The following is a 21,912-nucleotide window of genomic DNA, read 5'->3' on the forward strand; positions in this document are numbered from 1 at the left end:
ACAAAAGCAGTGTTTTAACTAAAAATTAACGGTTAAAACACTGCTTTTTTTATATCTTAGAGTATTAATCATTTTAAAAATTAAAAGCTATGTCAAATCGTTTAGGAAATACAGCTATCGCAGTATTAGCTGGAGTAGTAGTAGGAGCAGGTTTAGGAATATTATTTGCACCTGACGAAGGAAAAAAAACACGTAAAAAAATCAAAAAAACATTTAATGAGTCAAAAGATGATTTAAGTGATAAAATTGATGAATTAAAAAAACAAGTACGTCAAACTGTAGCAAAAAAGAAACAAGATTTCGAAGCTGGATTTGATGAATTTTTAGCTCATACAGAAGACAAAAAAGATGACGTAATCGCTGCTTTAGAAAAAAAATTAGCAGAGTTAAAGTCTAAAGGCAACAGTATAGCTGAAAACGCTAAGAAGTAATCAAGTAGTATATAAGAAATGGCATTTAAGGATATAAAAGAGAATCTAGACGACATTAAGAGTAACTCTGAAGAGTTTATCAATACAAGTTTAGATTACTATCGCTTATGGGGGTTTAAAATTACAGCCAAAGCTGGGAGTAAGTTTATGACTTTACTTCTAGTATGTCTGTTTGTTATGATGTCTCTACTTTTCTTATCTTTATTTGCAGCTTATGCTTTAGCAGCTTGTCTTGAGAGTACAGCTCTAGGTTTTTTACTAGTAGCAGCATTCTATATGCTGATAGCTGTATTAGCTTATCTATTTAGAAAACCTCTAGTAGAGAAACCATTTCTTAGAAAGTTATCTGAGATAATATTTAACGATTAAAACTGGTACGATGAGAAAGTCTTATTCTTCTTTTGAAGAAATCAAATATGATCTAGAAGTTCTAAAACTGAAAAAAGATATACACTATCACAAAGTCTTTAGAGCAGTAGATAATATAAAAACAGAATTATCACCTGATAGAGTCGTTAGAAATACATTAGGCTCAGTTACATCTTATGTAAAAGGTTCGAGTAATATTCAAGCGTTTTTAATAACAACTGCTTTAAAATACTTCTTTAAGAATAGAACTAAAAACAAATAGTTTTTTTAATAAGAAAGGGCTCCATGTAGATGGAGCCCTTTTTGTATTTATTCATCTTCTAAGCCATCTTCATAGCTTGATGAGTAATCATTATATTCTTTAGAAGAAAAGTCCTCAGAACGCTTAGGAACACCTTCTACAGTACTCATTTCTTTTATCTTGCTACTAGCTGCAAATGAAGCTACCATATTCGTAAGCATATCGCTCGCTGCTGATGGTGCATTTGGTAATAGGATTAAGTTAGAACGGCTATCTGCACCTACAGACTGTAACGTATCATAGTGTTGCGTAACCACGATTAGCGCAGAAGCTTCTTGTGAGTTAATACCTACTTTATTTAATACATCCACACTCTCTACTAGCCCTTGTGCGATCTCTCTACGTTGATCAGCGATACCTTGTCCTTGTAAGCGCTTAGATTCAGCCTCAGCTTTTGCTTTTGCTACGATACGGATTCTACTTGCTTCTGCTTCATATTCTGCAGCTACTTTCTCTCTATCCGCCGCATTAATACGATTCATCGCATTTTTTACCTGGATATCAGGGTCGATATCCGTGATTAGTGTATTGATGATATCATATCCGTATGTTGTCATTGCTTCATTTAATTCGCGTTTCACCGCGATAGCGATATTATCTTTTCGCTCGAACACATCATCTAAGATCAGTTTAGGTACTTCTGCACGTACTACGTCAAATACATACGAAGTAATCTGATCATGAGGATATTCTAGCTTGTAGAACGCATCTTCTACTCTATCTTGGATAACCTTAAACTGAATAGAAACTTTCAGTTTAACGAATACGTTATCTTTCGTTTTAGTCTCGATTAATACATCTAATTGTTGGATACGAAGATTTACCACTCCTGCCTTTCTATCCACAAAAGGTATCTTAATTTGTAATCCAGAATGTCTAATACTATTAAATCTTCCGAATCGTTCAATGATCACAGCTGACTGCTGCTTCACCGTAAAAAAGCCAAGAAGTAATAGTATAATTACCGCTCCGACTATAAAGTACATTGGTGTCATAGTGCAATTTTTATGAATTATTCTGTTAAAATAAATATTTATATCCTTATTTAAAAGAATAATTCATTATTTATTACTTTGTCAGTATAATATTAGCAAAAAGCAGGTTCAATTGACTATCCTCTATATACTCTATGTCTGGAAATAAAGGGATAAGATACTCTTTTACAGCCTTAGCCGGAACTGCAAGTACGAGAGCCTTCTCTGACTTTTTTAATAAGATCATCGGTATCTCACTACCGTTATCTAGTGTAAAACTCAATTCGCCTAATCTGTGATTCCATTTGAAGTTGGTTTTGCTCACCTGACAGCCCTGTACATAGTGATCGAAGTTACCTGTAAAGTCCTTTTGAAGGACTAATAGATCTTTGTTACAGTTAGGAGTATGAGGATAAGGAGAGCTAAATACTGCCTGTCCTATAATGGGTTTTACCTCTATCTGCTGAGGTGTCCATTCCCCAATCAAGTGCTTTTGAACAAATTTTATCCATTCACTCTCAGCGCTAGAGCCACCATTATCATCACTAGAACATCCATTAAATACTAAACCTGTGAATAGAAATAAAATAATATAACCGACCTTTTTCATAGCATTACGTTTTAATACACACCTAAATTTAGGCATTTATATCCAAAATATCACAGAATATGTAATAATAAAAAAAGAGGTTTGAACGATGTTCATACCTCTTCTATATCTTATTTATTCGCTTCTACAGCGATAGCTATTCTCTCTATAGTCTCCTCTTTACTGATCATCTCGATGATGTCAAATAAGTCTGGTCCCTTCACAGCACCTACTAGACTAAGGCGAAGTGGTTGCATCACTTTCCCCATTCCGATGCCTTGCTCATTGATCCAATCCTTCACGATAGACTCTATATTCTTCGCTTCGAATGTCTCGATACCTTTTATTACTTCAGACACTTGTGTCATAATATCAGATGTATCTTCTTTCCAATTCTTTAATGCCTTAGCATCGTATGCTGTTGGTTTTACAAAGAAGAAATCACTCAGCTCATAGAAATCAGCTACGAATGTTGCTCTCTCTTTGATTAATCCTACTACTTTCTCTACATAAGCATCTGTCGCTTCGATACCGTTATCTTTTAAGATTACTTGGTATGCCTTAGCTAAGTCAGCATCGCTCTGTAGTTTCAGATAGTGTTGGTTAAACCATTTGTTCTTCTCTGGGTCAAACTTAGCACCTGCCTTGTGTACACGTGTTAAATCGAACTTCTCTACTAGCTCTTCTAAAGAGAAAATCTCTTGATCTGTACCGTCATTCCATCCTAATAAAGCAAGGAAGTTTACCACTGTCTCAGGGTAGAATCCTCTCTCTCTATATCCAGAAGACTTCTCTCCAGATGTAGGATCTTGCCAATCTAATGGGAACACAGGGAATCCTAGTTTATCTCCATCACGCTTAGATAACTTACCGTTACCTACTGGCTTAAGGATTAGAGGAAGGTGAGCGAACTCAGGAGCTTCCCATCCGAATGCTTTGTATAACAACTCGTGTAGTGGAAGAGAAGGTAACCACTCTTCACCTCTAATCACGTGTGATGTCTCCATTAGGTGGTCATCCACGATATTAGCTAAGTGATATGTCGGCATCCCATCACTTTTATACAACACCTTATCATCTAATAAGCTCGTTTCGAACTTGATATCACCTCTGATAATATCTTTTAGATGTAAAGTCTCACCTACAGGAGTCTTAAAGCGGATAACATAAGCCTCACCATTAGCTATCTTAGTATCCACTTCTTCTTTACTTAATTTAAGAGAAGTACTCAGCTGCTCTCTATTCGTATGATTATATATAAATGTCTTTCCTTCAGCTTCAGCTACTTTTCTTAATTCGTCTAATTCTTCAGCAGTATCAAAAGCGTAGTATGCCCATCCACTCTCGATTAGTTGATCAGCATATTGTTTGTACAATTCCTTGCGTTCACTCTGTCTATAAGGTCCGAACTTTTCATTCTTACCGATAGTCTCATCAGGTGAAATCCCTAACCATTCTAAAGCTTCTAATATATAAGCCTCAGCTCCTGGTACAAAACGATTTTGGTCAGTATCCTCTATTCTGATATAGAATACTCCGTTGTGCTTTTTAGCGAATAAATAATTGAATAATGCGGTTCTTACGCCACCAATGTGTAATGGTCCAGTTGGACTTGGTGCAAAACGCACGCGAACTTGCTTAGCCATTTTGTTTAAAATTTTTTACAAAGATAAATACTAAGGCCATTTATCTACTGATATTTAGTATAATATTTTACTACTCTATCTATTTCTAAATAGATCAAACGCGTTTATCAATAAATGTAATAGGTTTACGACTCATTGGATTAAACACGATAGGTTGCAGTGTATCAAATGCTTCAAAGACTACTTTAGGTGCTACACGTAGTTTAGCTCTAAAGGTATCTTTGATATTCTTAGAGAATTCTTGACTCGTATCTTCAGTCACAATGCGAATTACTATCTCATCTGTTCCGATATCATTTGTAGAAACTTCTATAAGATGTAACTTAATCTGAGGAAAAGAATTCAACAAATCTACTATTGCAGGTGGATATAATGTCGTCCCTTTATATTTTATCATATGTCTCTTGCGTCCTTCTACAGGTCCTAAGCGATAAGTATGTCTACCACAACGACAAGGAGATACATGTTTACGCACCATGTCACCTGTCTTAAAACGGATTAAAGGCAGCGCCTCAACCCCCAATGTAGTCACCGTCAACTCTCCTAATTCTCCATCTGCTACTACATGATTCTCGTCATCTAATACTTCAGTGATAATCAACTCCGGATTCACATGTCCTCCTTGTGTAAACTCACATTCTGTAAATGCCGCTCCCATCTCTGTAGAAGCATATGTTGAATATAATTTAATATCCCACTTCTCTGTGATTCGCTGAGCCAAAACAGAAGGTGTCAAATCATCCTTACGAAGCGCTTCTCCAATACAGATTACGCCTTTTACACTACTTTTATTATAGTCTATGTCATTCTTCTCGGCATAGTCTATCAACTTCAATAAAAATGAAGGAACAGCTATTAAATACTTTGGTTGATACTGTAAGATAGAGTCCCATTGTAGTTGTGGGATACCAGCTCCTACACGAATAACTCCAGCCCCTAGCTTTCTCAACCCTAAGAAATAAGCTAATCCTGCCATAAACCGTCTATCGATTGTTGTCATCAGCTGTACCACATCCCCCTGTTGTACCCCTGCACACTTAAAGGATTGATACTCATTCTCTGCTAATCGCTCCAAATCACCATCGGTCAACCCAAATGTAACAGGGTCTCCCAATGTTCCCGAAGTAGTGGCATAATCAATAATAGAAGTTTTAGGTACACAGAAGAAAGCATCATTCTGTCTCTGCAAATCATCTTTAGCTGTCAAAGGTAATTGCTGTAAATCTTCTATTGTTTTAATAGTAGCTATATCAATACCTTTCTCTTTAAACAAAGTTTTATAGAAAGGAGAGTATTCATTGACATAAGCTAAGACTTCTTGTAGCCTTTGCTCTTGATATTTCAGAATATCTTCTTTAGGTTGATAATCTATACGAGAACTTTCCATTACTTATTTCTTATTTTCTTTAAATACTTCTTTATTTTCTGTTCGGCAGGTAAGGTTGTCACTTCTTTAGTCAGCGCTGTATTAAACTCCTCACGAGCTAAAGAATACTGCTTCTTTTGCATATAATACAATGCTGTACGGTAATAGACTAACCAATACTCAGGATTCAACGCCTGATACGTTTTAATGTATTCCTCTGAGACTTTTTCCTTATCCTTTATCACTTGCTGAAAGACTTGGTCTTCTACTCTAAAGCGTTCATAATCTTTAAACGCATTACTATCGATAAACTGGTCTTTGGCTATCGTTAAACTATCAATCCCTAAATGATAACCTCTATTTTCTTTACTAAAAATCTCATTCAAATCATACGCAACGAACTCTCCTAGTTGATAAGGATTAGAAGATATCCATACGAGTCTTTTCTCAGGTTGAAAGACAATACCATGGTGTGCTAAGAGTTGATTCAATGCCTTCTCATTTCCATATCCTATTTCCTTTCCATTTAGTCCTTTTGTATCTCTGAGTATCTCTACCATCTTCTGAGGAGTCAACACCTCAGCATTATGTACATACTCATTGACCTTATCCCATCTGTATTGCGAGTGACTCTTCTCAATTTGTTTGGTATTTCGCTTATCCTTTTTAAAGGCGTCACTCTGGAAGTGATTCGAGCAGATTAATGCACTGCTATTCACTACGTCATATACCCCAAAGTTCTTAGGTGCTATCTCTATCAATATTGCCTTTCTATCTGCCGCACTTCCCACCATGATAGACTCAGATACAAATACTTTCTTTGTCTTAGCAATGGCGATCGCTTGTTCTATATTATCAGCATATTGTAATATTTCACGAGCTACTACAGAGATAGGTGTTTTTGCCTTCAGTGGGATAGAAGACTTTCCAGCATTTAGTGTTACAGTAAGTCCCTTTTCATTCATTCCTGATACCACACCTGTCATACCTCCCCATGTCACAGACATAAACGCATTTCCTTTATCAGGTTGTATAAAAGCAATAATCTTATTCTCTGCAAAATCATCTCCTACATAAAAGTCAAAGTTTCTCCCTATCAACAAACCACCGTCAGCAGAGTTCTCATCCCATACTGCAAGCGATGTACAACCTACTAAAGCAAGATCCTGAAAAGCATGTCCAATATCATGTGCTCCGTGAAGATAAAGATTGCGCTGGTAAGCTGGTCCTAAGAAGTCAAATCGAGTAGTAGCATACTTACTTAGCCCGTATATTTCAGCTTTGTTTTCATTCGGGATATATTGATACAAGTCTCTATTGTAATATTTCAATAGCTTGATCAACATCCTCTGTTTAAATCCAGGTGGTACAAACTCCTCTACTTTTGAGAAGAAGATTGTTTCTTGCTTTTGATACAAATCCTTTGTTAGAGCTCCTGTATTTAATCCAATTTGATAAGGATCACCACTAACATACAATTCCCATAATTGTTGTTTATTCTTACTTAAAAAGCCTTTATCAGTTATGCGAATACTATCCTGTATGATACTAACTTCTGGCGTAGCGGCATCCCATCCTTCAAGAATAGGAATATCTTTCAATCCTTTCTTTACACCACAACTTCCTAATAAGGCACATATAATTAGAGTCCCAATATATCTATACCAATGCTTCATCATCTCTATACTTATTGAGTTTCGTTAGCAAAGAATCTTTATCTACCATCTCTAGACAAGTTACAAATGCACCTATAGTCACTCCCATTACTCCGTGCATACGCACATTCTGCCCTGAGAAGAATAAGTTGCCTATCTTCGATCTCGGAGAGATAAATGTCTTCATAGGGCTATTAGCATCCTTGATAAATCCGTACATATTTCCTCGTTCTGACCCTATAAAATCTCTATAAGTCAAGGGCGAAGAGGAATGAACACTCTTTATAGCCCTGCAGATACCAGGATATTTAGACTCTAACTTAGCTAATAGAAGTTGCTCTTTTTCTCGTTTGAAATCCTCATAGCTATTTCCTCTAGTTCCTAGATTCTTAATAGTCGATACATTGTATGTCTCTCCCCATTGTTTGACTTCCTCGAAATCCATATAGGTCATCACTGTCATACTATCTGCCCATTCTTGTGCAGGAGAAGTACAGTTCATAGAAGCTACTAACAAATTAGGCCATCTACCTTCAGCTTTTTGATGTGTATCCCATACATCATCTATACTGTTATAATAGTATATGTTGCTATTCTGATAAGGATAGCACTCTTTTTTAAATACAATATAAAGTGAGAATACCGAAGGTACCTCCTCTAGACTCATAATACGCTTTACAAATGGTTTAGAAAACCTCTCTGCACCCACCATGCGTATCGTGTGTTTCAAGTTAATATTAGAGACGAACTGATCTGCTGCATACTGCATTCCATCTGCCGTTTTACACAAAGCTATTTGTTGGTTGTCAAAAACAAAACTTACAACTTCTTTATTCTTGTAGATCTCTCCTCCATAGTTCTTCAGCACTTTAATAAGCGCTCTACTGATTTGACTTCCTCCATTCACACATCTCCATGCGCTCTGTATGTAAGAATTGACTGTCAAGGCATGTACATACAGTGGCGTTTTCTCCTTATCTGCTACGTATAAAAAGTTAGAACCTATAAGCACTGCTTTTAACTTTTCATTACTTGTTATTTCATCTAAGAAATCGATCAACTTAATACTTACGATATTCTCGTCATATCCTTTCCCTCCTTCGAGGTAATACATCGGGAAGCGGTGACAGATATCATTGATAGTATCACAATACTTGCGCAGTGCCTCTTCTTCTTCAGGGAAGAACACAAGTAATTGTTGCACAAAGTTTTCATACCCTTGGGCATGTGGATAGTCAATATTTTCATCTTCAAAGGAGATAAAGTCATATCCATTCTCATCTAAGCGATATAGTTTCAACTTATCCATAATCTCTAGATAAGAGAAATACTTATACAGATTCTCACCGACATCTAAACCTCCGATATAGTGTACCCCTGTATCGAACACAGACTTATCACGAGCGAACGTCTGTAGGTTACCTCCATACTGTGTGTTCTTCTCCAGTACGCAGACTTTCTTTCCTTCTTTTGCTAATATTACAGCAGAAGCTAATCCCCCCAGACCGCTTCCTATCACAACTACATCATACTTCTTCTCCATAACTTTTATTCTCTTAGATACACACTGATATATTCATTCTGTACAGATAATTTGAAACTTCTATCAGGTACATACTCCTTTACTTTTCTATGTAACACTACTATCTTATGGATAGTAGTAGGTACTTCACTACTTACTATTGTAGATACTAACAGCGTATTGACACTACCATCTATTTCAAATACATCAGTTATATATTCTACCGTTCTACACTTTGTTACATAATTGGTTTGTGCTACGCTACGCTTGTAATCATCTTGAATATAAGCATACACTTTGCGCTTGCTCTGTTGTAAAGTTAACAAGAAATTAATCTGTCCATAGTCCTCTCCCACATGCAATATCTTCTCTTTGTCAGACAAGTGATTATCCAATTCATAATAGTCCTCTGCATAATGCTTAAAATCATCTTTCACCTCTTTCAATATACTGCCTTCTTTATAGAAATATCCTAAGAACAATTTACGTCTAAAGTAATTCTTATCCTCTAGTTGTCTTCTAATAGCTCTAAACTGTTCTTTGTAGAATTTACTTATCTTCTTTGTTCGCTCTGAGTAATCCTCACCATACGATCTATCTTCATAAGTAATGCGTTCTCCTACTGTAGTAATAATGTGCCCTCCATATATGATATAATCTCTCTTTCCATTAACCTCAGCATTCCCATGTATATACATAGGTATAATATCTAACTTCAAGGTCTCTGCTAAGAAGAAAGCTCCTTTGTGGAAGCGCTGTACATCATTGGTCAATGAGCGTGTTCCTTCAGGAAATATCATCAACGAGAATCCTTGTTTCACACGTTCCTCTAAGTGCTCTACACTATTATCTACCCCATTAGATACAGGATAGAACCCAGCCATCTGTACCGCTCTACCAAAGATAGGTGACTTATACACCCAGTCATTCACTAGATAGACTATATTTGAGTTAACCATTCCTATCGTCAATGAATCTAAGAATGACGTATGATTAGCTATAATAACTGCTGGCTTCTTGAAGTCTTCTTTTTGCTTATTGATAATCCCTTTTTTCACAAATGGGTTTAAGTATAATACAGAAGCCATATACAAAGACATTCCCTTGCCAAACAACCTCAACTTAACTACTTTTCGCATAGGCAATATGAACATCAATATCCTTGCAATAAAAGAGTACAATACACCACATACCCCAAAATAGGTAAATGATACAATACTAAACAATAATAAACGCAACGTAATAGGTGACTTTCCTTTCTGCTGTCTATTTGTAAAACAGAAGCGATATAAACGAGGATATAATACAAATGCCGAAATAGCCGATACAGACAATCCTATCAAAGACACTACAGAGATAGAACGCAAGGCTGGATGCTTCGCAAATATCAGTGTACCTATAGCTAATAGTGTTGTCAATACAGCCAAGATAATAGACGAACGATACATCACACTCTCATTCTTACCCGTTGTATATTCTTTCTGTAAGGCACTGGTCATAAATATAGTGAAGTCCACTCCCTGACCGAATATCAAGGTACACACGATCGAACTAAAGATATTAAACTCTATGTGAAACAGTCCCATCAGACCTGTAGTAATAAATCCGGTAATAATGATCGGTACCATACTCACTAGTACCATCTCTATACGTCTAAAGAAAAACCATAGAATCAACAATACAGCAATCAAAGAATAATTGACCAAACTCGTAAAGTCTTTCACCAGATTACTCAAGAAAGTCTCATTAATAGCCTTCCTATCAATCACCAAATACTCTTCTGGCCCTTTTAACTCATCGACAAATGCAACTCTATTGTTTTCTTGTACTTTGACCAACGTATTAATTGTATAGAATCCATCCTTCTCTATGAAGAACTCATCCATAATCTGAGGATTCAACTTTGTATATTCTTGAATTGGAATAACACCAAAGCTCGTATCTAATAAATCATAGAACCCCTCATACGTACTTTCCATAAAGTCATATCGCTGTCCTTCTCTGATCAGTGTATGCTTTATACTTGATATATTTTGCTTTGCCCAGAATGTGTCCCAAAGCTTAATCTTCTGCTCTTGTTGACTCTTAGATAATACAATATTGCCTAGTGAACTATACTGCAAGATATGTCCATCTGCTTTCTCACTCTTTAAGTGCTGAGCTAGTCGTGCATTATCTTCTACCACATCATCTACAGATTCTCCATAGCACGTTATATACAAGGATTTACTATTGCTATCTAAGGTACTATTGAGCTTTTCTTCTGCTTGTTTTAATTCTTCTGGAAAGTAGTTCATCGAAGACAAATCCTTATCGAAAGTAGTCTTGTCAAAAGTAAAACAACTTACTACAATCGCTAAAAGACATAGTCCAAACAACCACTTACTCTTATCAAAGGGAAACTTAGCTACTTTATCTATTAGTGTATTCGACTTGCCTACCAAATCTTTCTCAGACGGTTTATACAGATGAGGTATGAATAGCAAGGAGAATAGACCTGCTGCCATCACTGTAATAGACGCAAATATTCCCAAATCTTTTAAGGCTTCTGAATGCACAAATACTAGACATAAAAAAGCAATGGCTGTCGTAGCACAACTCATTATGATAGGTCTAGTGATCTCTCTATACACTTCTTTTATATCTCCACTATGCTTGTAGTGTGTCATAATATGCAGGGCGTAGTCTATCGTAATTCCTATCAATATAGCCCCTACACTCAACGATATAGCAGATATAGAATCCTTGATAAAATACAAGACAAACAAGGCTACTAATGCAGCACATATAGTCGGGATAAACAGTATGACTGGAATAAATAGTTTGCGATAAAAGGCTACTAATAGAACCATGAGCACTGTCACAGATATAGCTACGGTCTTCTGTATATCACTCTTGATCTGCTTAGCATTAGCTACAGCTACAAAAGAAGCTCCGAAATAATCTACACTTACTTTATCAGCATACGTTCCATTCAAGCTCTCTTTTACCTCTTCTAAATAGTTGATAAAAATAGTATTGTGCTCCGTCTCTGTACCGTCATATACAGGATCAATGAACAAGAGTAGCTTATCCTCATCTTTGTTCATGATATACCCATCCACAAGGTGGAAGTCATCACCGATATTGAGTTGTTGCAGCTTCTGTAGTGCCATAAAGCCTATCCCCATTGGGTCTCGCTGTATGAACTGCTTCGCTACCATTCCCGTAGGAGAGATTAGTGTCTTATAGTTGGCTTCTACGACTTGCTTTAAACTATCATTATTCAGTTTGACAGCTATTTTTTCATAGTCACTTTCTTCTAAAAACAGGGGCAAGTGTGCATAGACAAAGTTAATTGCTTCATTGATATTCTCATCATCTACCTTGCCTTGTATAGACTTGACATATTCGTTCTTCACCGCTAGAGAATCTAAGAACTGATCAGCTAACGTCACTAAGTCTTCTGTAGTTCCCTCTTGTTGTTTCTCTATGATAACTGATATCTTATCTGAGAAACGCAGCTGACTAAGTACTTTCGAAGTAATGCTTGTCTTTTCATTCTTTGGTAATATACGAGTGATATCCTCTTCAAACTTAATATTTAAAGCCCCATAAGCTGTTAATACCACAAAAAGTAAGGATAGTATAAAGAACATTACTTTCTTCTTCTCTCCCCATTTATAAATATGATAAAATACACTTGACATTACTTCCTTTTTTTATTGAATACAGATAATAATACATAACTCACTGTTCCGAACAGTACACTCATTACACTTGCTAGGACGATACTTCCCACTAGATACTGTACTAAGTGTGCAGACATAGAGGTTATAGAATACTCATCTAAGATAATATCTTTCGTCCCATGTGGAACCAAATAATATCCTAGCTGCAAAGATGCAAATACGATAATAGGTATCATCGGTGGTATACTCACATTCGAAAACGTAAATGCCAACACTTTATTCAACCTGAATGTGATAGCTAAAAAAATAGATAAGAACGACTGTAGTCCCCACAGTGGCGCTATACCGATAAATACCCCTAGTCCTATAGATATCGCTTTGACCCTATTCGAATCATCACTTCCTAGTATATCTTCTCTCAAAAAATCTTTAAACCTTTTTTTTTTGAAACGTCTAAAAAAATTCCTTGGGATAATATAGACCAACAGTAAGGTTACCAAAACTGTATTCAGTATACTAATACGCGTAAAGTCCTTAAATGGTCTAAAGTGAGATACCCGCTCAGACTCATCATAGAGTACTTGTACAGGTACATTGCGCACAGCTACATCATTCCATGCTGCTCGCACAATAACCTCTATTTCGAATTCAAATTTATTTGTGTAATATTTCTTTGCCAAAGACTGCAAAGGATATAAGCGATACCCTGATTGAGTATCTGTCAAAGTAATACCCGTCTCAAACCAAAACCAAAAGTTAGAAAATCGGTTGCCAAAGCTACTCTTCTTCGGTACACCCTCTTGCTCCATATTGCGAGAACCAATAAGCAATAGTTTCTTCTCTTCACTCTCCATCAACGCCTGGACAAACACAGGAATATCACTCGGATAATGTTGTCCATCACTATCTATTGTGATAGCATATTGATACCCTTGGCGTATAGCTTCTCTAAACCCAACAGTCAGTGCATTTCCTTTCCCCTTATTCTCTGGTAAATGAATAGTATGCAACTCTCTGTTATAATCTGCTAAAATAGCTGAGGTATCATCTGTAGAGCCATCGTTAATGACAATTATCTTATTCGTATAAGACAATACTCCATCGATAACACGCCGTAAAGTCTTGTGGTTATTATAAGTGGGAATCAAGACACAAATGCCCAATTCGCCTATGGTATTATGTATGTTAGGTAAGGTAAGGTCTTCTTTCATTTATTCATCTTCCATTACAGAAGTTTATTTCTGTCATCAGTAGTAAATGCTTTTGATTGTTTCGCATAACTACTAATCCATTTCTTTACATCAGCAGACTGATTGCTATAGTTCTCTAGTATTACCAGTTTATCTTCTTGTATATTCGCTTTATACTTCACGATATTCGGTACGTGTTCTTGTATAATGAGCCTGATTAATCTTATTTCTACATCCTTTGGCTTACTAGCTACTGCTCCATCTAGCAGTGCAGCCCCCTGTACGATTAGCGCTTTTTTATTCTTAATACCTTTCTCGAATTTAGCTTTCGTGATTAGCGCACTTCCTTTGTAAGCATTGCCCAAATCTGTGTTATCTAATTTTAGAGTCTGATTATAGAACGCTTCTGCTAGTTCTACAGACTCTCCCGCGTGTTCAAAACGTTCTCTGATACTAGTCGTCGAAGTCTGAAACAGCATCATTGCACTAATGAAAATAACAGTTAAGAATTTCATATCTATTTCTTGCTATAAGTACTACTCATTTTTAAAGCGATAGTACCTACAAAGTCGATAGTACTCTTCACCTTTACGATTTCGTCTACCTCATCTACCTGTAGCGAAAACGTTAGTTCATTACACTTCTCAGGATTAATCAAGGCCATAAACTTCACATTGATTACCTGTTCCATAAAAAGTTCACACTTCGAGATTGATTCAGACAATTCTTTAATGATCTGCATCATACATATACCAGGCATTACAGGATTATTTGGAAAATGTCCTTTAAATACATCATGCGTGGTATTTAATCGTACTAAGGCAGTATATTGATTCGCTGTAGTCTCTTCTAAATTAACTACTTCATAAAAATTGTCGATAAGCATAAATACCTATATTATTTCTTAAAAAAACTTTAATGCAAAACTAATTAAAAAAAACATACTGTTATTTAAACGCCATTTAACTTCTTCACAAAAAAAACAGAAGTTCTAGCATTTATTTTCTTATTTAATCTATATTCTTCAGCAAATAACAATAAAATTTCCCTGCATATTAGGTTAATTTTTAATTATACACAAAAGAAATAAATATATAATAGAAACTCATTATATCACCTCTATTCATCCTTTCACCACTCCTATACAGAATATAACACATTAATTACAAAACGATTAACACACTAAAACTCCTCCTTTCAAAACAATACGTAGCTACTTCTCTACTGACTGCATCACCCAATATTCATCACAGAAATAACAACACTCCACAATGCAGACTAGAAACACAAAGGTAAAAAACAGACTAAAATTCATATTTCGCCCTAATTTCTCTATTTTTCCGAGTATACAAAATCGGGGTCGTCGGCTTGTGGTCGGCATATGATAGGCATTTGGTCGGCTTAAAAATATTGTTTTAAGCCGACCACATACCCAGCACTAGCCTAGCATACTGGAAACATAGTGAGCTAAACATATCGTATTTTACACCTATTGTATCTTAAATAGCACACATTGCACTACTTATCTGTAAATAAAAAGTAGGTAATCAAGAAAATTATATACTTAAAAAAGGGATAAAATTGACACGCTAAACTGTCTAGAAAGGAGGCAAACACTAAAATAATGTAATACTAGTATCTGTCTGAATAAAACGATTTTATGATCTGTTCTCCTAATTTTAGGATGTGATCCTCCCTTATACAATGTCACACTAGGCTTCCTAATACGAACGAAATTTCAAAAACTACAAATACTATTAGCTCTGTATATCGAGTAAATAATCATGAAAAAACAGCCATAAAAAAAGTCGATTAAACGCAATGTTATTGCGTTTAATCGACTTTGAATATATTTATATACTGTGTACTAGAACTTCAAATAGGCTCCTATCTGAAATGTATTATTACGCATATAATCCGAATCATCATATCGACTACTATAGTGATACTCATCAGCAGATGCATTAATACTCACTATACCAGGCATCCAGCGAGCTTCTATCCCGATGCGCTTGGTAATATCGATACCGATACCGAGGTTAAGTGTTAAGTCAATAGGAGTGACATTATACTTACTGCTATTTGTTGCTATAGCTAAACCAGGTCCTGCTTGTAAATTAATCTTACCAAAATAGAATTTATTAATCACGTTAATGTCTATGTAACTAAGTTTTAATTCATCTGCATCTCGCTGATACGGATCATAATGTGGATTATTATTTGTTCCTTTCACTCCTTGACGTGAGTATATCAGCTCAGGTTGTAATTCATAAAATCTAGCAAAACGAATAGGCAATTGTATCCCTGCGTAAAAATCAGTGCGATAATCTCCACCTATATTAGTTACATTACTAATACTCCAACCACCGCGTATACCGGGATTAAGTATCTTTCTTTTCTCTTTAGCATAAGACTGACTTACCCCCATGACTATTAAAAGTGTAAGTAATAGTTTTTTCATAATTATAGTGTGTTTATAGTAGCCAAAAGAGATTAGAATCTAAAGTAAGCTCCTACTTGAAGTATATTGTTGCGCATTTCGCCATTATCACTATCATAGTAATAATCATTAATACCAATCAGACCAGGCATCCAGCGAGCTTCTATCCCGATGCGCTTGGTAATATCAATACCGACACCTAAATTAATAGTTAGGTCTACTGGGGTCATTTCTGATACGTTATTATGAGCTTGGATGGCAATACCTGGTCCTACCTGAAGATTCAATCGACCAAAGTGAAACTTATTAATCACATTGATATCAATATACCCCATTTTTAAATCAACTGAACGACCATGTCCATTCTCATAATAGATTCTGTCAACGATATTATCTGCCCCTTGACGAGAGTACACTAATTCTGGTTGAAGCGAATAAAACTTAGCTAAGCGTATAGGAAGTTGCACCCCTACATAGAAGTTTGTACGGGAGTCCCCCCCAGAGTTTACAACACTGCTAAAGTTCCATCCTCCACGAACACCAGGCGTTAGTATTCTTTGTTTCTTTTGTGCATAAGACTGACTTATACCCATGATTAATAAAAGTGTAAGTAATAGTTTTTTCATAATTATAGTATCTGTGTGGTTCATACTTCTTATTTACTCATCAGTCATAGGGGTAAGTATTATACGCATCGGAAAATTGTAATGTTCTATCGATAAGATAGGCTTATCATTCTCTGATTGTACATAATTATATGATACTTTAGCTTTCTTCGGTGTACCATAGACTAGGCGAGAAACTCTGCCTAAGGCATTGTCCCAAAACACGACAGTCTCTAACTTATTATACCTTCCTAAGAAGACTGTATCGCCTTCTCTTAGACTAAGTTTCTTCACAGGTAACTGAACAGCAGTAAACAACTGAAAATCTTTAGCTAAGATATTTAATATTAGCTTCTTATTTATATCACTCATCACATAATTAACAGCATATTTATCCGAATAAATAGAAAAATCAAATAATGTGTTTCCAAAATCAGAAGTCATAACCACTCTGTGCTGATTCTCATCCATGCGCTTAACCACTAAGAGCCCACTTAGTTCGTGTTTAAACACTGTCATATTTGCCCTAAAGATGTGTTCTTCACCTAGGGTAGCAAAATAGTTATTCTCGATAACACTCTCCTGAGTAATAAAGCTATCTGTATAAATACCATCGAGCTTAATACTCTTACACGATACCGCTAAAAGGCTACACAGACTAATTAGTAAAACTCGAATCATTTAGTTTGATATTCGTTTTCTTATTCTTAAATACGATGCGTGTGTAGTCATCCGAAGGCTCCACTAACTTCACTTCAGATACAGTACTCTGCCCTTCATCGAAGTATAAAACGATTTGTGAGATATACTGAGATATATCTTTACTTAGAGGGATAAGCTTCGCTATACTGCGTTTATTATCTCTGAAATAAGAAATTTTAAACTCCTTTTCATCAAACATATTCCCACTGATACTGCCTACAATAAGGTTATTGATCTTAGCGAACTTCTTGTTATTTCCTATATCTACCTTGTTTTTCTTGCCTTGATCATTGATGCTTATTTTATTGTCTTTAAAGGCAATGCTGTACTCAAACGGCGTACTGTATTTCCACAGTAGCTTATTAGGCACTTGTAATAGCATTTCACCTTTTGACTCGATGTCTTTTGACATAAAGCTCATGTGCTTATACTGCGTAAAGTCTGTAGATAAGCTTGTTATTTCTTTGGTTTTAGAGACAACCTCTTTCTTAAATGAAGCAATCTCAGCTTGACTCATTGCTTTTTCTTGTGCCAATGAGACTGTTGTCATCACCAGTAAAAACAATGTACTTAATACCTTTTTCATACGTTTAATCATTTAATAATTGGTCTAGAGTGACCATCTCATATCCCTGTTTAGTCAGTTCGATAAGCAGTAGCTCTAGCGCCTGTACACTCTTATCTGTCGTATCGTGTAGTAAGATAATAGCTCCAGGTCTAATCTTGTGTTTTATACGTTCAAAAATACGTTGTTCTGTTTCAATAACGGTATCTAAAGACCGAATATTCCATCCTGCTATTTTATAAGTTGTTCTAGCCAAGGCTTTGGCGATATTAGGATTAGTCACCCCAAAAGGAGGTCTGTACCACCTCGGTCTAATACCGGTGGTATCTACTATCGTCTGTTCTGCTGTTATTATCTCTTGATAAACCTCATCTGCTGAGAGAAACCCCATACGTGTAGTGTGTGTCTGGGTATGGTTGCCAATAAGATGACCTTGTGCTAACACCTGTAGAAGAATGTCAGGATGCTGTGCTACTTGATTGCCAATGCAAAAGAAAGTTGCTTTTGCCTTATACTGTGTCAATAATTCAAGTACTTTAGGAGTGAATAGGGTAGGACCATCATCAAAGGTAAGGGCTATGCGCTTGCGCTTCTCCTGTTTTTGATGAGATACAGCCTTTGTAAACACGTTTAATCTCATATCAAATGCACCCCAAGCAAGTAAGCCTATCCAAAGCACTCCACCTAAGATAAACCACCAACTGCGAACTGAATCTGTAAAAATAAGAATAACAACTACTGTGGAATACAAGATTCCAAAGAAGTTGATACGTTTAAATCTCAGCATTTTCTAAGTAAAGTTAAACTGTGGTCTTTTCCGTCAAACTGATTATACACTAAAACATACGTTATCGACTTGGACTCACCTGTGCTAAATAGTTGTTGGTATTTAAGCATTTCGCAGGCATTTAAAAGACCAAATGCCGAAGCAGTATGATACTCTCCACTAAACTCTTTGAACGTCTCTACGGCGCTATTTGCACACGTAGTTTGCGCATGTAAGTAATAATCTCCATCGTTCGAAGTCAGATTACTACCCAGTACTAAAACGTCAATCTGCTCAGTAGTTAAGTTATTTCGAGACAAGAAGCTTTCGATAAAGTCTTGTACTGAATCTATTCTGTTGCAAATATCTGTGTCGACAATCTCCGCATAAGACTGCTCAGACTGCTGCTTATCTAATACTAAGAAAGTAGCTCCCTCCCCATAGTTAACCCCTTTAGAGAATATCTCTTCTGGTGTATTTATCTTCTTCGCCAATTGAAGAAATCTCATCGTAATATCTCCTATCTCATCTACACCTCCGATTAAAGCATTATTTAACTCACCTGACTGTATCTGTAAAATACCGTCCAAAAGAGCAGACTCAAAAGAAGTATTTTGATGTACATAAGTAAAGTTATATCCCATACACTGTAGCTGTAGAGCTATCTGCCCACCTACTGTATTATGGGTAGATTGAATAAACGAAGTAGGAGTAAGGTAACTCTCGTTGTTCTCTAACATCGTAGATAAAAACTTCTCAGAGTCTATCAGACACCCTAATCCTGTGCCAGTAATCACAGCATCAGGTATCGTTATATTAGCCTCTTCTAATGCGGTATGTGAAGCGAATATCCCCATCTTCACCCCCTTAGCCATACGTCTAATCATCCCAGCAGGGATAAGATCTCTATAAGAAGGTTGTTTCGCTAGATTAATACCCTGAGACACCTGTGTTAAAGATGTAGCTTTAAAGTTTCTAGATCCCTCTTGACAAGAGACAGACCCTAGTCCATTTACATACACTTTCATAGCTTAGATTTTAGAGAATATAACAGTCGAACAATTACCTCCAAAACCAAAAGAATTTGATAATACAGTATTAATCTCTTTGTGCATTAGAGTAGTCTGTGGTCTTATCGAAAGTTCTTCCATTGGAGTAACGAAGTTTTGGTTCGGAAATACTACACCATGTGTCATTGCAAGTATACTATATACCGATTCTATAGCTCCTGCTGCTGCAAGAGTATGCCCTGTATAGGGCTTTGTAGAGCTAAACATAGGCATATCATCTTCGAATATGCGTTGCATCGCTCTTCCTTCTGATAAATCGTTGTTCGGAGTAGCCGTGCCATGAGCATTGATATAGTCTATTTGTTTAGGAGATAGATTAGCCATTTTTAATGCCTTTTGCATCGCTAAGTAAGCACCTTCACCATTCTCTGATGAGGCTGTCTGATGGTATGCATCATTGGCATTAGCATATCCACTTACTACACCTAGTATAGTTCTACCGTCTGCTATAGCGATATCTTCACACTCTAGTACTAAATAAGCCGCAGCTTCTCCAAGATTTAATCCTTTTCGATTCTGATCAAATGGCGTATTGTATCCATCCGTAAGAATCATCAAAGTATTAAACCCATTGACTGTAAACTTAGACAATGCATCAGTACCTCCTACGATGACACGGTCTAGCTTACCAGCTTTGAGCAATCTAGATCCTTGCATAATCGCATTCGCAGCAGAAGAACACGCAGTACTAATCGTAGTCACTAATCCGTGAAGTCCTAAATAATCTGCTATCTTCTCTGTGGAATCTCCAGCACCCTGCGTATCAATATACTTTCTACTCTCTACTTTAGTCTCAAATTCGTGAAAGAACTTCTCTGTATAATCCATCCCCCCCACAGAAGTAGAAGATATCAATCCCGTCTTACGGTCATTGATATCTCGTATTCCTGCATTGGCAATAGCCTCTCTAGCTGCATACGCTCCTAGTAAAGCTGTGCGCGTATAATTATTATCACTGCTCAATCCTAATGCAGTAATTAATTCTTCAGTAGTCATTTTGACTTCACCTACTTTAATTACTCCACGGTGAATAGAATCGAATAAAGTCAGTTCATCTATACCAGATTGACCTGAAATAAGGGCATTGTAGTTCTCTTCGACAGTATTACCTATCGCAGAGATAATTCCCATACCTGTAATAACGATACGCTTCTGCATAGCAAATTATTTAGTTCTGTTAGCAGCAATATATGTTGCCATTGTTTCAACTGACTGGAAGATACTGCGTCCTTCTTTTGGATCACTTAACTTAATCCCGTAATCTTTGTCCATTAATACAATTAATTCCAAAGCATCAATAGAGTCTAACCCTAGACCATCACCAAATAGTGGATCGTTATCTTGGATATCTTCCACTGCAATATCTTCTAAGTTTAATACTTCAATGATTTTTCCTTTTAATTCAATCTTTAAATCTTTCATTATATCTTATATATTTCTTTAATATTCTCTTTTGTGTGTTCTATTTTTCCTTCTTGTTGAGGTTCTACGACATACCCAAAGAACTGATACGTTCCTTCTAAATACTCTACCCAAGAACAGACAACCTTCTTCGCTCTATTAGTCTCTAGTAAATACGATGCTTGTGCATACATCAAATCAATATCGAAACGAGGCGAAATAAAAAACGTGTTCTCTGACTGTAGTTTATGTCTTATACTAACCTCTGCCAAACATATATTAGCCAATGTATAGACAAATACGGCAGGGCTAGGATAGAAGTTATCTCTGTCAACTATAGTCTCACTGTGTTTCAAGTCTGTATCTAGACTAGAACTAGCATTGCTAAACAACAGTGCAATATCATGGGTCGGTTTTTCAAATACCTCATCCATCAATAAACATTCTGCTCCAATAAACGCTAGCTTACTCATCGGATCCATTTTGAAAAACTTCGAATAATCTATTTCATTTGCTTTATAATATGCCTTAACAAAGGCAGCAAAGTCACCTTTATCTCCAGTAAATACGACTTTATCATTAAGGCTAACTACTTCGTCTGATACAGTACACCATTTGCTGATGCTATATTTATATTGTTCAGTCATAT

At 36.2% G+C, this 21,912-nt stretch carries 22 protein-coding genes; 3 read left to right on the plus strand and 19 right to left on the minus strand.

The window, feature by feature from the left end; translation table 11 throughout:
- Positions 1-89 precede the first annotated feature (89 nt).
- From AABL87_RS07915 to AABL87_RS07925, 3 genes are read left to right on the plus strand one after another with little or no spacing between them, the layout of a single operon-like run.
- The gene (locus AABL87_RS07915) at positions 90-431 is read left to right on the plus strand and encodes a YtxH domain-containing protein (protein ID WP_025125991.1); all 342 of its coding nucleotides are present in this window, start codon (positions 90-92) and stop codon (positions 429-431) included.
- Positions 432-449: 18 nt separating this feature from the next.
- Positions 450-800 carry a hypothetical protein gene (locus tag AABL87_RS07920; RefSeq protein ID WP_286402020.1) on the plus strand — a complete coding sequence of 117 codons (351 nt, stop codon included), beginning with the start codon at positions 450-452 and terminating at the stop codon, positions 798-800.
- Between the two features lie 10 nt (positions 801-810).
- On the plus strand, positions 811-1,062 hold the full coding sequence (locus AABL87_RS07925) for a DUF6327 family protein (protein WP_006257944.1): 252 nt from the start codon (positions 811-813) through the stop codon (positions 1,060-1,062).
- A gap of 47 nt (positions 1,063-1,109) precedes the next feature.
- On the opposite strand, the gene AABL87_RS07930 is transcribed toward AABL87_RS07925, so the two are convergent.
- From AABL87_RS07930 to AABL87_RS08020, 19 genes are all read right to left on the minus strand, one after another.
- Positions 1,110-2,096, minus strand: a complete 987-nt coding sequence (locus tag AABL87_RS07930) for an SPFH domain-containing protein (RefSeq protein ID WP_259637983.1) — start codon at positions 2,094-2,096, stop codon at positions 1,110-1,112.
- 73 nt (positions 2,097-2,169) lie between these two features.
- Entirely contained in the window at positions 2,170-2,685 is a 516-nt protein-coding gene (locus tag AABL87_RS07935; RefSeq protein WP_058700016.1) for a hypothetical protein, read from the minus strand.
- A gap of 110 nt (positions 2,686-2,795) precedes the next feature.
- Positions 2,796-4,310 carry a glutamate--tRNA ligase gene (gltX, locus tag AABL87_RS07940; RefSeq protein WP_071307023.1) on the minus strand — a complete coding sequence of 505 codons (1,515 nt, stop codon included), beginning with the start codon at positions 4,308-4,310 and terminating at the stop codon, positions 2,796-2,798.
- A gap of 94 nt (positions 4,311-4,404) precedes the next feature.
- The gene (locus AABL87_RS07945) at positions 4,405-5,697 is read right to left on the minus strand and encodes a phenylacetate--CoA ligase family protein (protein ID WP_016649914.1); all 1,293 of its coding nucleotides are present in this window, start codon (positions 5,695-5,697) and stop codon (positions 4,405-4,407) included.
- A complete protein-coding gene (locus AABL87_RS07950; RefSeq protein ID WP_341277159.1) occupies positions 5,697-7,352 on the minus strand; it encodes a C45 family peptidase in 1,656 nt (551 codons plus the stop codon). Before AABL87_RS07950 ends, AABL87_RS07945 begins: the two co-directional genes overlap by 1 nt.
- On the minus strand, positions 7,336-8,874 hold the full coding sequence (locus AABL87_RS07955) for a phytoene desaturase family protein (protein ID WP_341277153.1): 1,539 nt from the start codon (positions 8,872-8,874) through the stop codon (positions 7,336-7,338). Before AABL87_RS07955 ends, AABL87_RS07950 begins: the two co-directional genes overlap by 17 nt.
- Before the next feature lie 5 nt (positions 8,875-8,879).
- Positions 8,880-12,542 carry a 1-acyl-sn-glycerol-3-phosphate acyltransferase gene (locus AABL87_RS07960; RefSeq protein ID WP_341277154.1) on the minus strand — a complete coding sequence of 1,221 codons (3,663 nt, stop codon included), beginning with the start codon at positions 12,540-12,542 and terminating at the stop codon, positions 8,880-8,882.
- A complete protein-coding gene (locus AABL87_RS07965) occupies positions 12,542-13,735 on the minus strand; it encodes a DUF2062 domain-containing protein (protein WP_006260470.1) in 1,194 nt (397 codons plus the stop codon). The genes AABL87_RS07960 and AABL87_RS07965 overlap by 1 nt, the downstream gene beginning before the upstream one ends.
- A 14-nt stretch (positions 13,736-13,749) precedes the next feature.
- Complete coding sequence (locus tag AABL87_RS07970) at positions 13,750-14,229, minus strand: hypothetical protein (protein ID WP_006257935.1); 480 nt, start codon at positions 14,227-14,229, stop codon at positions 13,750-13,752.
- Between the two features lie 2 nt (positions 14,230-14,231).
- Complete coding sequence (locus tag AABL87_RS07975; protein ID WP_006257934.1) at positions 14,232-14,600, minus strand: 3-hydroxyacyl-ACP dehydratase; 369 nt, start codon at positions 14,598-14,600, stop codon at positions 14,232-14,234.
- 981 nt (positions 14,601-15,581) lie between these two features.
- Positions 15,582-16,175 (minus strand): porin family protein, encoded by a 594-nt coding sequence (locus AABL87_RS07980; protein ID WP_006257933.1) that lies wholly within the window; start codon positions 16,173-16,175, stop codon positions 15,582-15,584.
- 32 nt (positions 16,176-16,207) lie between these two features.
- Entirely contained in the window at positions 16,208-16,780 is a 573-nt protein-coding gene (locus AABL87_RS07985; protein ID WP_225581444.1) for a porin family protein, read from the minus strand.
- Positions 16,781-16,813: 33 nt separating this feature from the next.
- Entirely contained in the window at positions 16,814-17,440 is a 627-nt protein-coding gene (locus AABL87_RS07990) for a hypothetical protein (RefSeq protein WP_006260472.1), read from the minus strand.
- Entirely contained in the window at positions 17,418-18,047 is a 630-nt protein-coding gene (locus AABL87_RS07995) for an outer membrane lipoprotein carrier protein LolA (protein WP_006257930.1), read from the minus strand. Before AABL87_RS07995 ends, AABL87_RS07990 begins: the two co-directional genes overlap by 23 nt.
- A gap of 4 nt (positions 18,048-18,051) precedes the next feature.
- The gene (locus AABL87_RS08000) at positions 18,052-18,813 is read right to left on the minus strand and encodes a polysaccharide deacetylase family protein (protein ID WP_006260473.1); all 762 of its coding nucleotides are present in this window, start codon (positions 18,811-18,813) and stop codon (positions 18,052-18,054) included.
- Positions 18,807-19,820: a beta-ketoacyl synthase N-terminal-like domain-containing protein gene (locus tag AABL87_RS08005; protein WP_006260474.1), complete on the minus strand. Its 1,014-nt coding sequence runs from the start codon at positions 19,818-19,820 to the stop codon at positions 18,807-18,809. The genes AABL87_RS08000 and AABL87_RS08005 overlap by 7 nt, the downstream gene beginning before the upstream one ends.
- 3 nt (positions 19,821-19,823) lie before the next feature.
- Positions 19,824-21,020 carry a beta-ketoacyl-[acyl-carrier-protein] synthase family protein gene (locus AABL87_RS08010; RefSeq protein WP_006260475.1) on the minus strand — a complete coding sequence of 399 codons (1,197 nt, stop codon included), beginning with the start codon at positions 21,018-21,020 and terminating at the stop codon, positions 19,824-19,826.
- A gap of 6 nt (positions 21,021-21,026) precedes the next feature.
- On the minus strand, positions 21,027-21,284 hold the full coding sequence (locus AABL87_RS08015) for a phosphopantetheine-binding protein (RefSeq protein ID WP_006260476.1): 258 nt from the start codon (positions 21,282-21,284) through the stop codon (positions 21,027-21,029).
- Positions 21,284-21,910 (minus strand): 3-oxoacyl-ACP synthase, encoded by a 627-nt coding sequence (locus tag AABL87_RS08020; protein ID WP_341277155.1) that lies wholly within the window; start codon positions 21,908-21,910, stop codon positions 21,284-21,286. The genes AABL87_RS08015 and AABL87_RS08020 overlap by 1 nt, the downstream gene beginning before the upstream one ends.
- Between the last annotated feature and the right edge of the window lie 2 nt (positions 21,911-21,912).

This window comes from Myroides sp. C4067 (assembly GCF_038039665.1).
Taxonomy (GTDB): domain Bacteria; phylum Bacteroidota; class Bacteroidia; order Flavobacteriales; family Flavobacteriaceae; genus Flavobacterium; species Flavobacterium odoratimimum.

Excerpts from the sequence above, each read along its gene's own strand:
- AABL87_RS08010 (WP_006260475.1), bottom strand. The coding sequence starts at position 21,020 with ATGCAGAAGCGTATCGTTATTACAGGTATGGGAATTATCTCTGCGATA.
- AABL87_RS07960 (WP_341277154.1), bottom strand. The coding sequence starts at position 12,542 with ATGTCAAGTGTATTTTATCATATTTATAAATGGGGAGAGAAGAAGAAA.
- AABL87_RS08005 (WP_006260474.1), bottom strand. The coding sequence starts at position 19,820 with ATGAAAGTGTATGTAAATGGACTAGGGTCTGTCTCTTGTCAAGAGGGA.
- AABL87_RS07985 (WP_225581444.1), bottom strand. The coding sequence starts at position 16,780 with ATGAAAAAACTATTACTTACACTTTTATTAATCATGGGTATAAGTCAG.
- AABL87_RS07990 (WP_006260472.1), bottom strand. The coding sequence starts at position 17,440 with ATGATTCGAGTTTTACTAATTAGTCTGTGTAGCCTTTTAGCGGTATCG.
- AABL87_RS07970 (WP_006257935.1), bottom strand. The coding sequence starts at position 14,229 with ATGAAATTCTTAACTGTTATTTTCATTAGTGCAATGATGCTGTTTCAG.
- AABL87_RS07935 (WP_058700016.1), bottom strand. The coding sequence starts at position 2,685 with ATGAAAAAGGTCGGTTATATTATTTTATTTCTATTCACAGGTTTAGTA.
- AABL87_RS07930 (WP_259637983.1), bottom strand. The coding sequence starts at position 2,096 with ATGACACCAATGTACTTTATAGTCGGAGCGGTAATTATACTATTACTT.
- AABL87_RS08020 (WP_341277155.1), bottom strand. The coding sequence starts at position 21,910 with ATGACTGAACAATATAAATATAGCATCAGCAAATGGTGTACTGTATCA.
- gltX (WP_071307023.1), bottom strand. The coding sequence starts at position 4,310 with ATGGCTAAGCAAGTTCGCGTGCGTTTTGCACCAAGTCCAACTGGACCA.
- AABL87_RS07950 (WP_341277159.1), bottom strand. The coding sequence starts at position 7,352 with ATGAAGCATTGGTATAGATATATTGGGACTCTAATTATATGTGCCTTA.
- AABL87_RS07975 (WP_006257934.1), bottom strand. The coding sequence starts at position 14,600 with ATGCTTATCGACAATTTTTATGAAGTAGTTAATTTAGAAGAGACTACA.
- AABL87_RS07920 (WP_286402020.1), top strand. The coding sequence starts at position 450 with ATGGCATTTAAGGATATAAAAGAGAATCTAGACGACATTAAGAGTAAC.
- AABL87_RS08000 (WP_006260473.1), bottom strand. The coding sequence starts at position 18,813 with ATGCTGAGATTTAAACGTATCAACTTCTTTGGAATCTTGTATTCCACA.
- AABL87_RS07915 (WP_025125991.1), top strand. The coding sequence starts at position 90 with ATGTCAAATCGTTTAGGAAATACAGCTATCGCAGTATTAGCTGGAGTA.
- AABL87_RS07965 (WP_006260470.1), bottom strand. The coding sequence starts at position 13,735 with ATGAAAGAAGACCTTACCTTACCTAACATACATAATACCATAGGCGAA.
- AABL87_RS07945 (WP_016649914.1), bottom strand. The coding sequence starts at position 5,697 with ATGGAAAGTTCTCGTATAGATTATCAACCTAAAGAAGATATTCTGAAA.
- AABL87_RS07955 (WP_341277153.1), bottom strand. The coding sequence starts at position 8,874 with ATGGAGAAGAAGTATGATGTAGTTGTGATAGGAAGCGGTCTGGGGGGA.
- AABL87_RS08015 (WP_006260476.1), bottom strand. The coding sequence starts at position 21,284 with ATGAAAGATTTAAAGATTGAATTAAAAGGAAAAATCATTGAAGTATTA.
- AABL87_RS07925 (WP_006257944.1), top strand. The coding sequence starts at position 811 with ATGAGAAAGTCTTATTCTTCTTTTGAAGAAATCAAATATGATCTAGAA.
- AABL87_RS07980 (WP_006257933.1), bottom strand. The coding sequence starts at position 16,175 with ATGAAAAAACTATTACTTACACTTTTAATAGTCATGGGGGTAAGTCAG.
- AABL87_RS07995 (WP_006257930.1), bottom strand. The coding sequence starts at position 18,047 with ATGAAAAAGGTATTAAGTACATTGTTTTTACTGGTGATGACAACAGTC.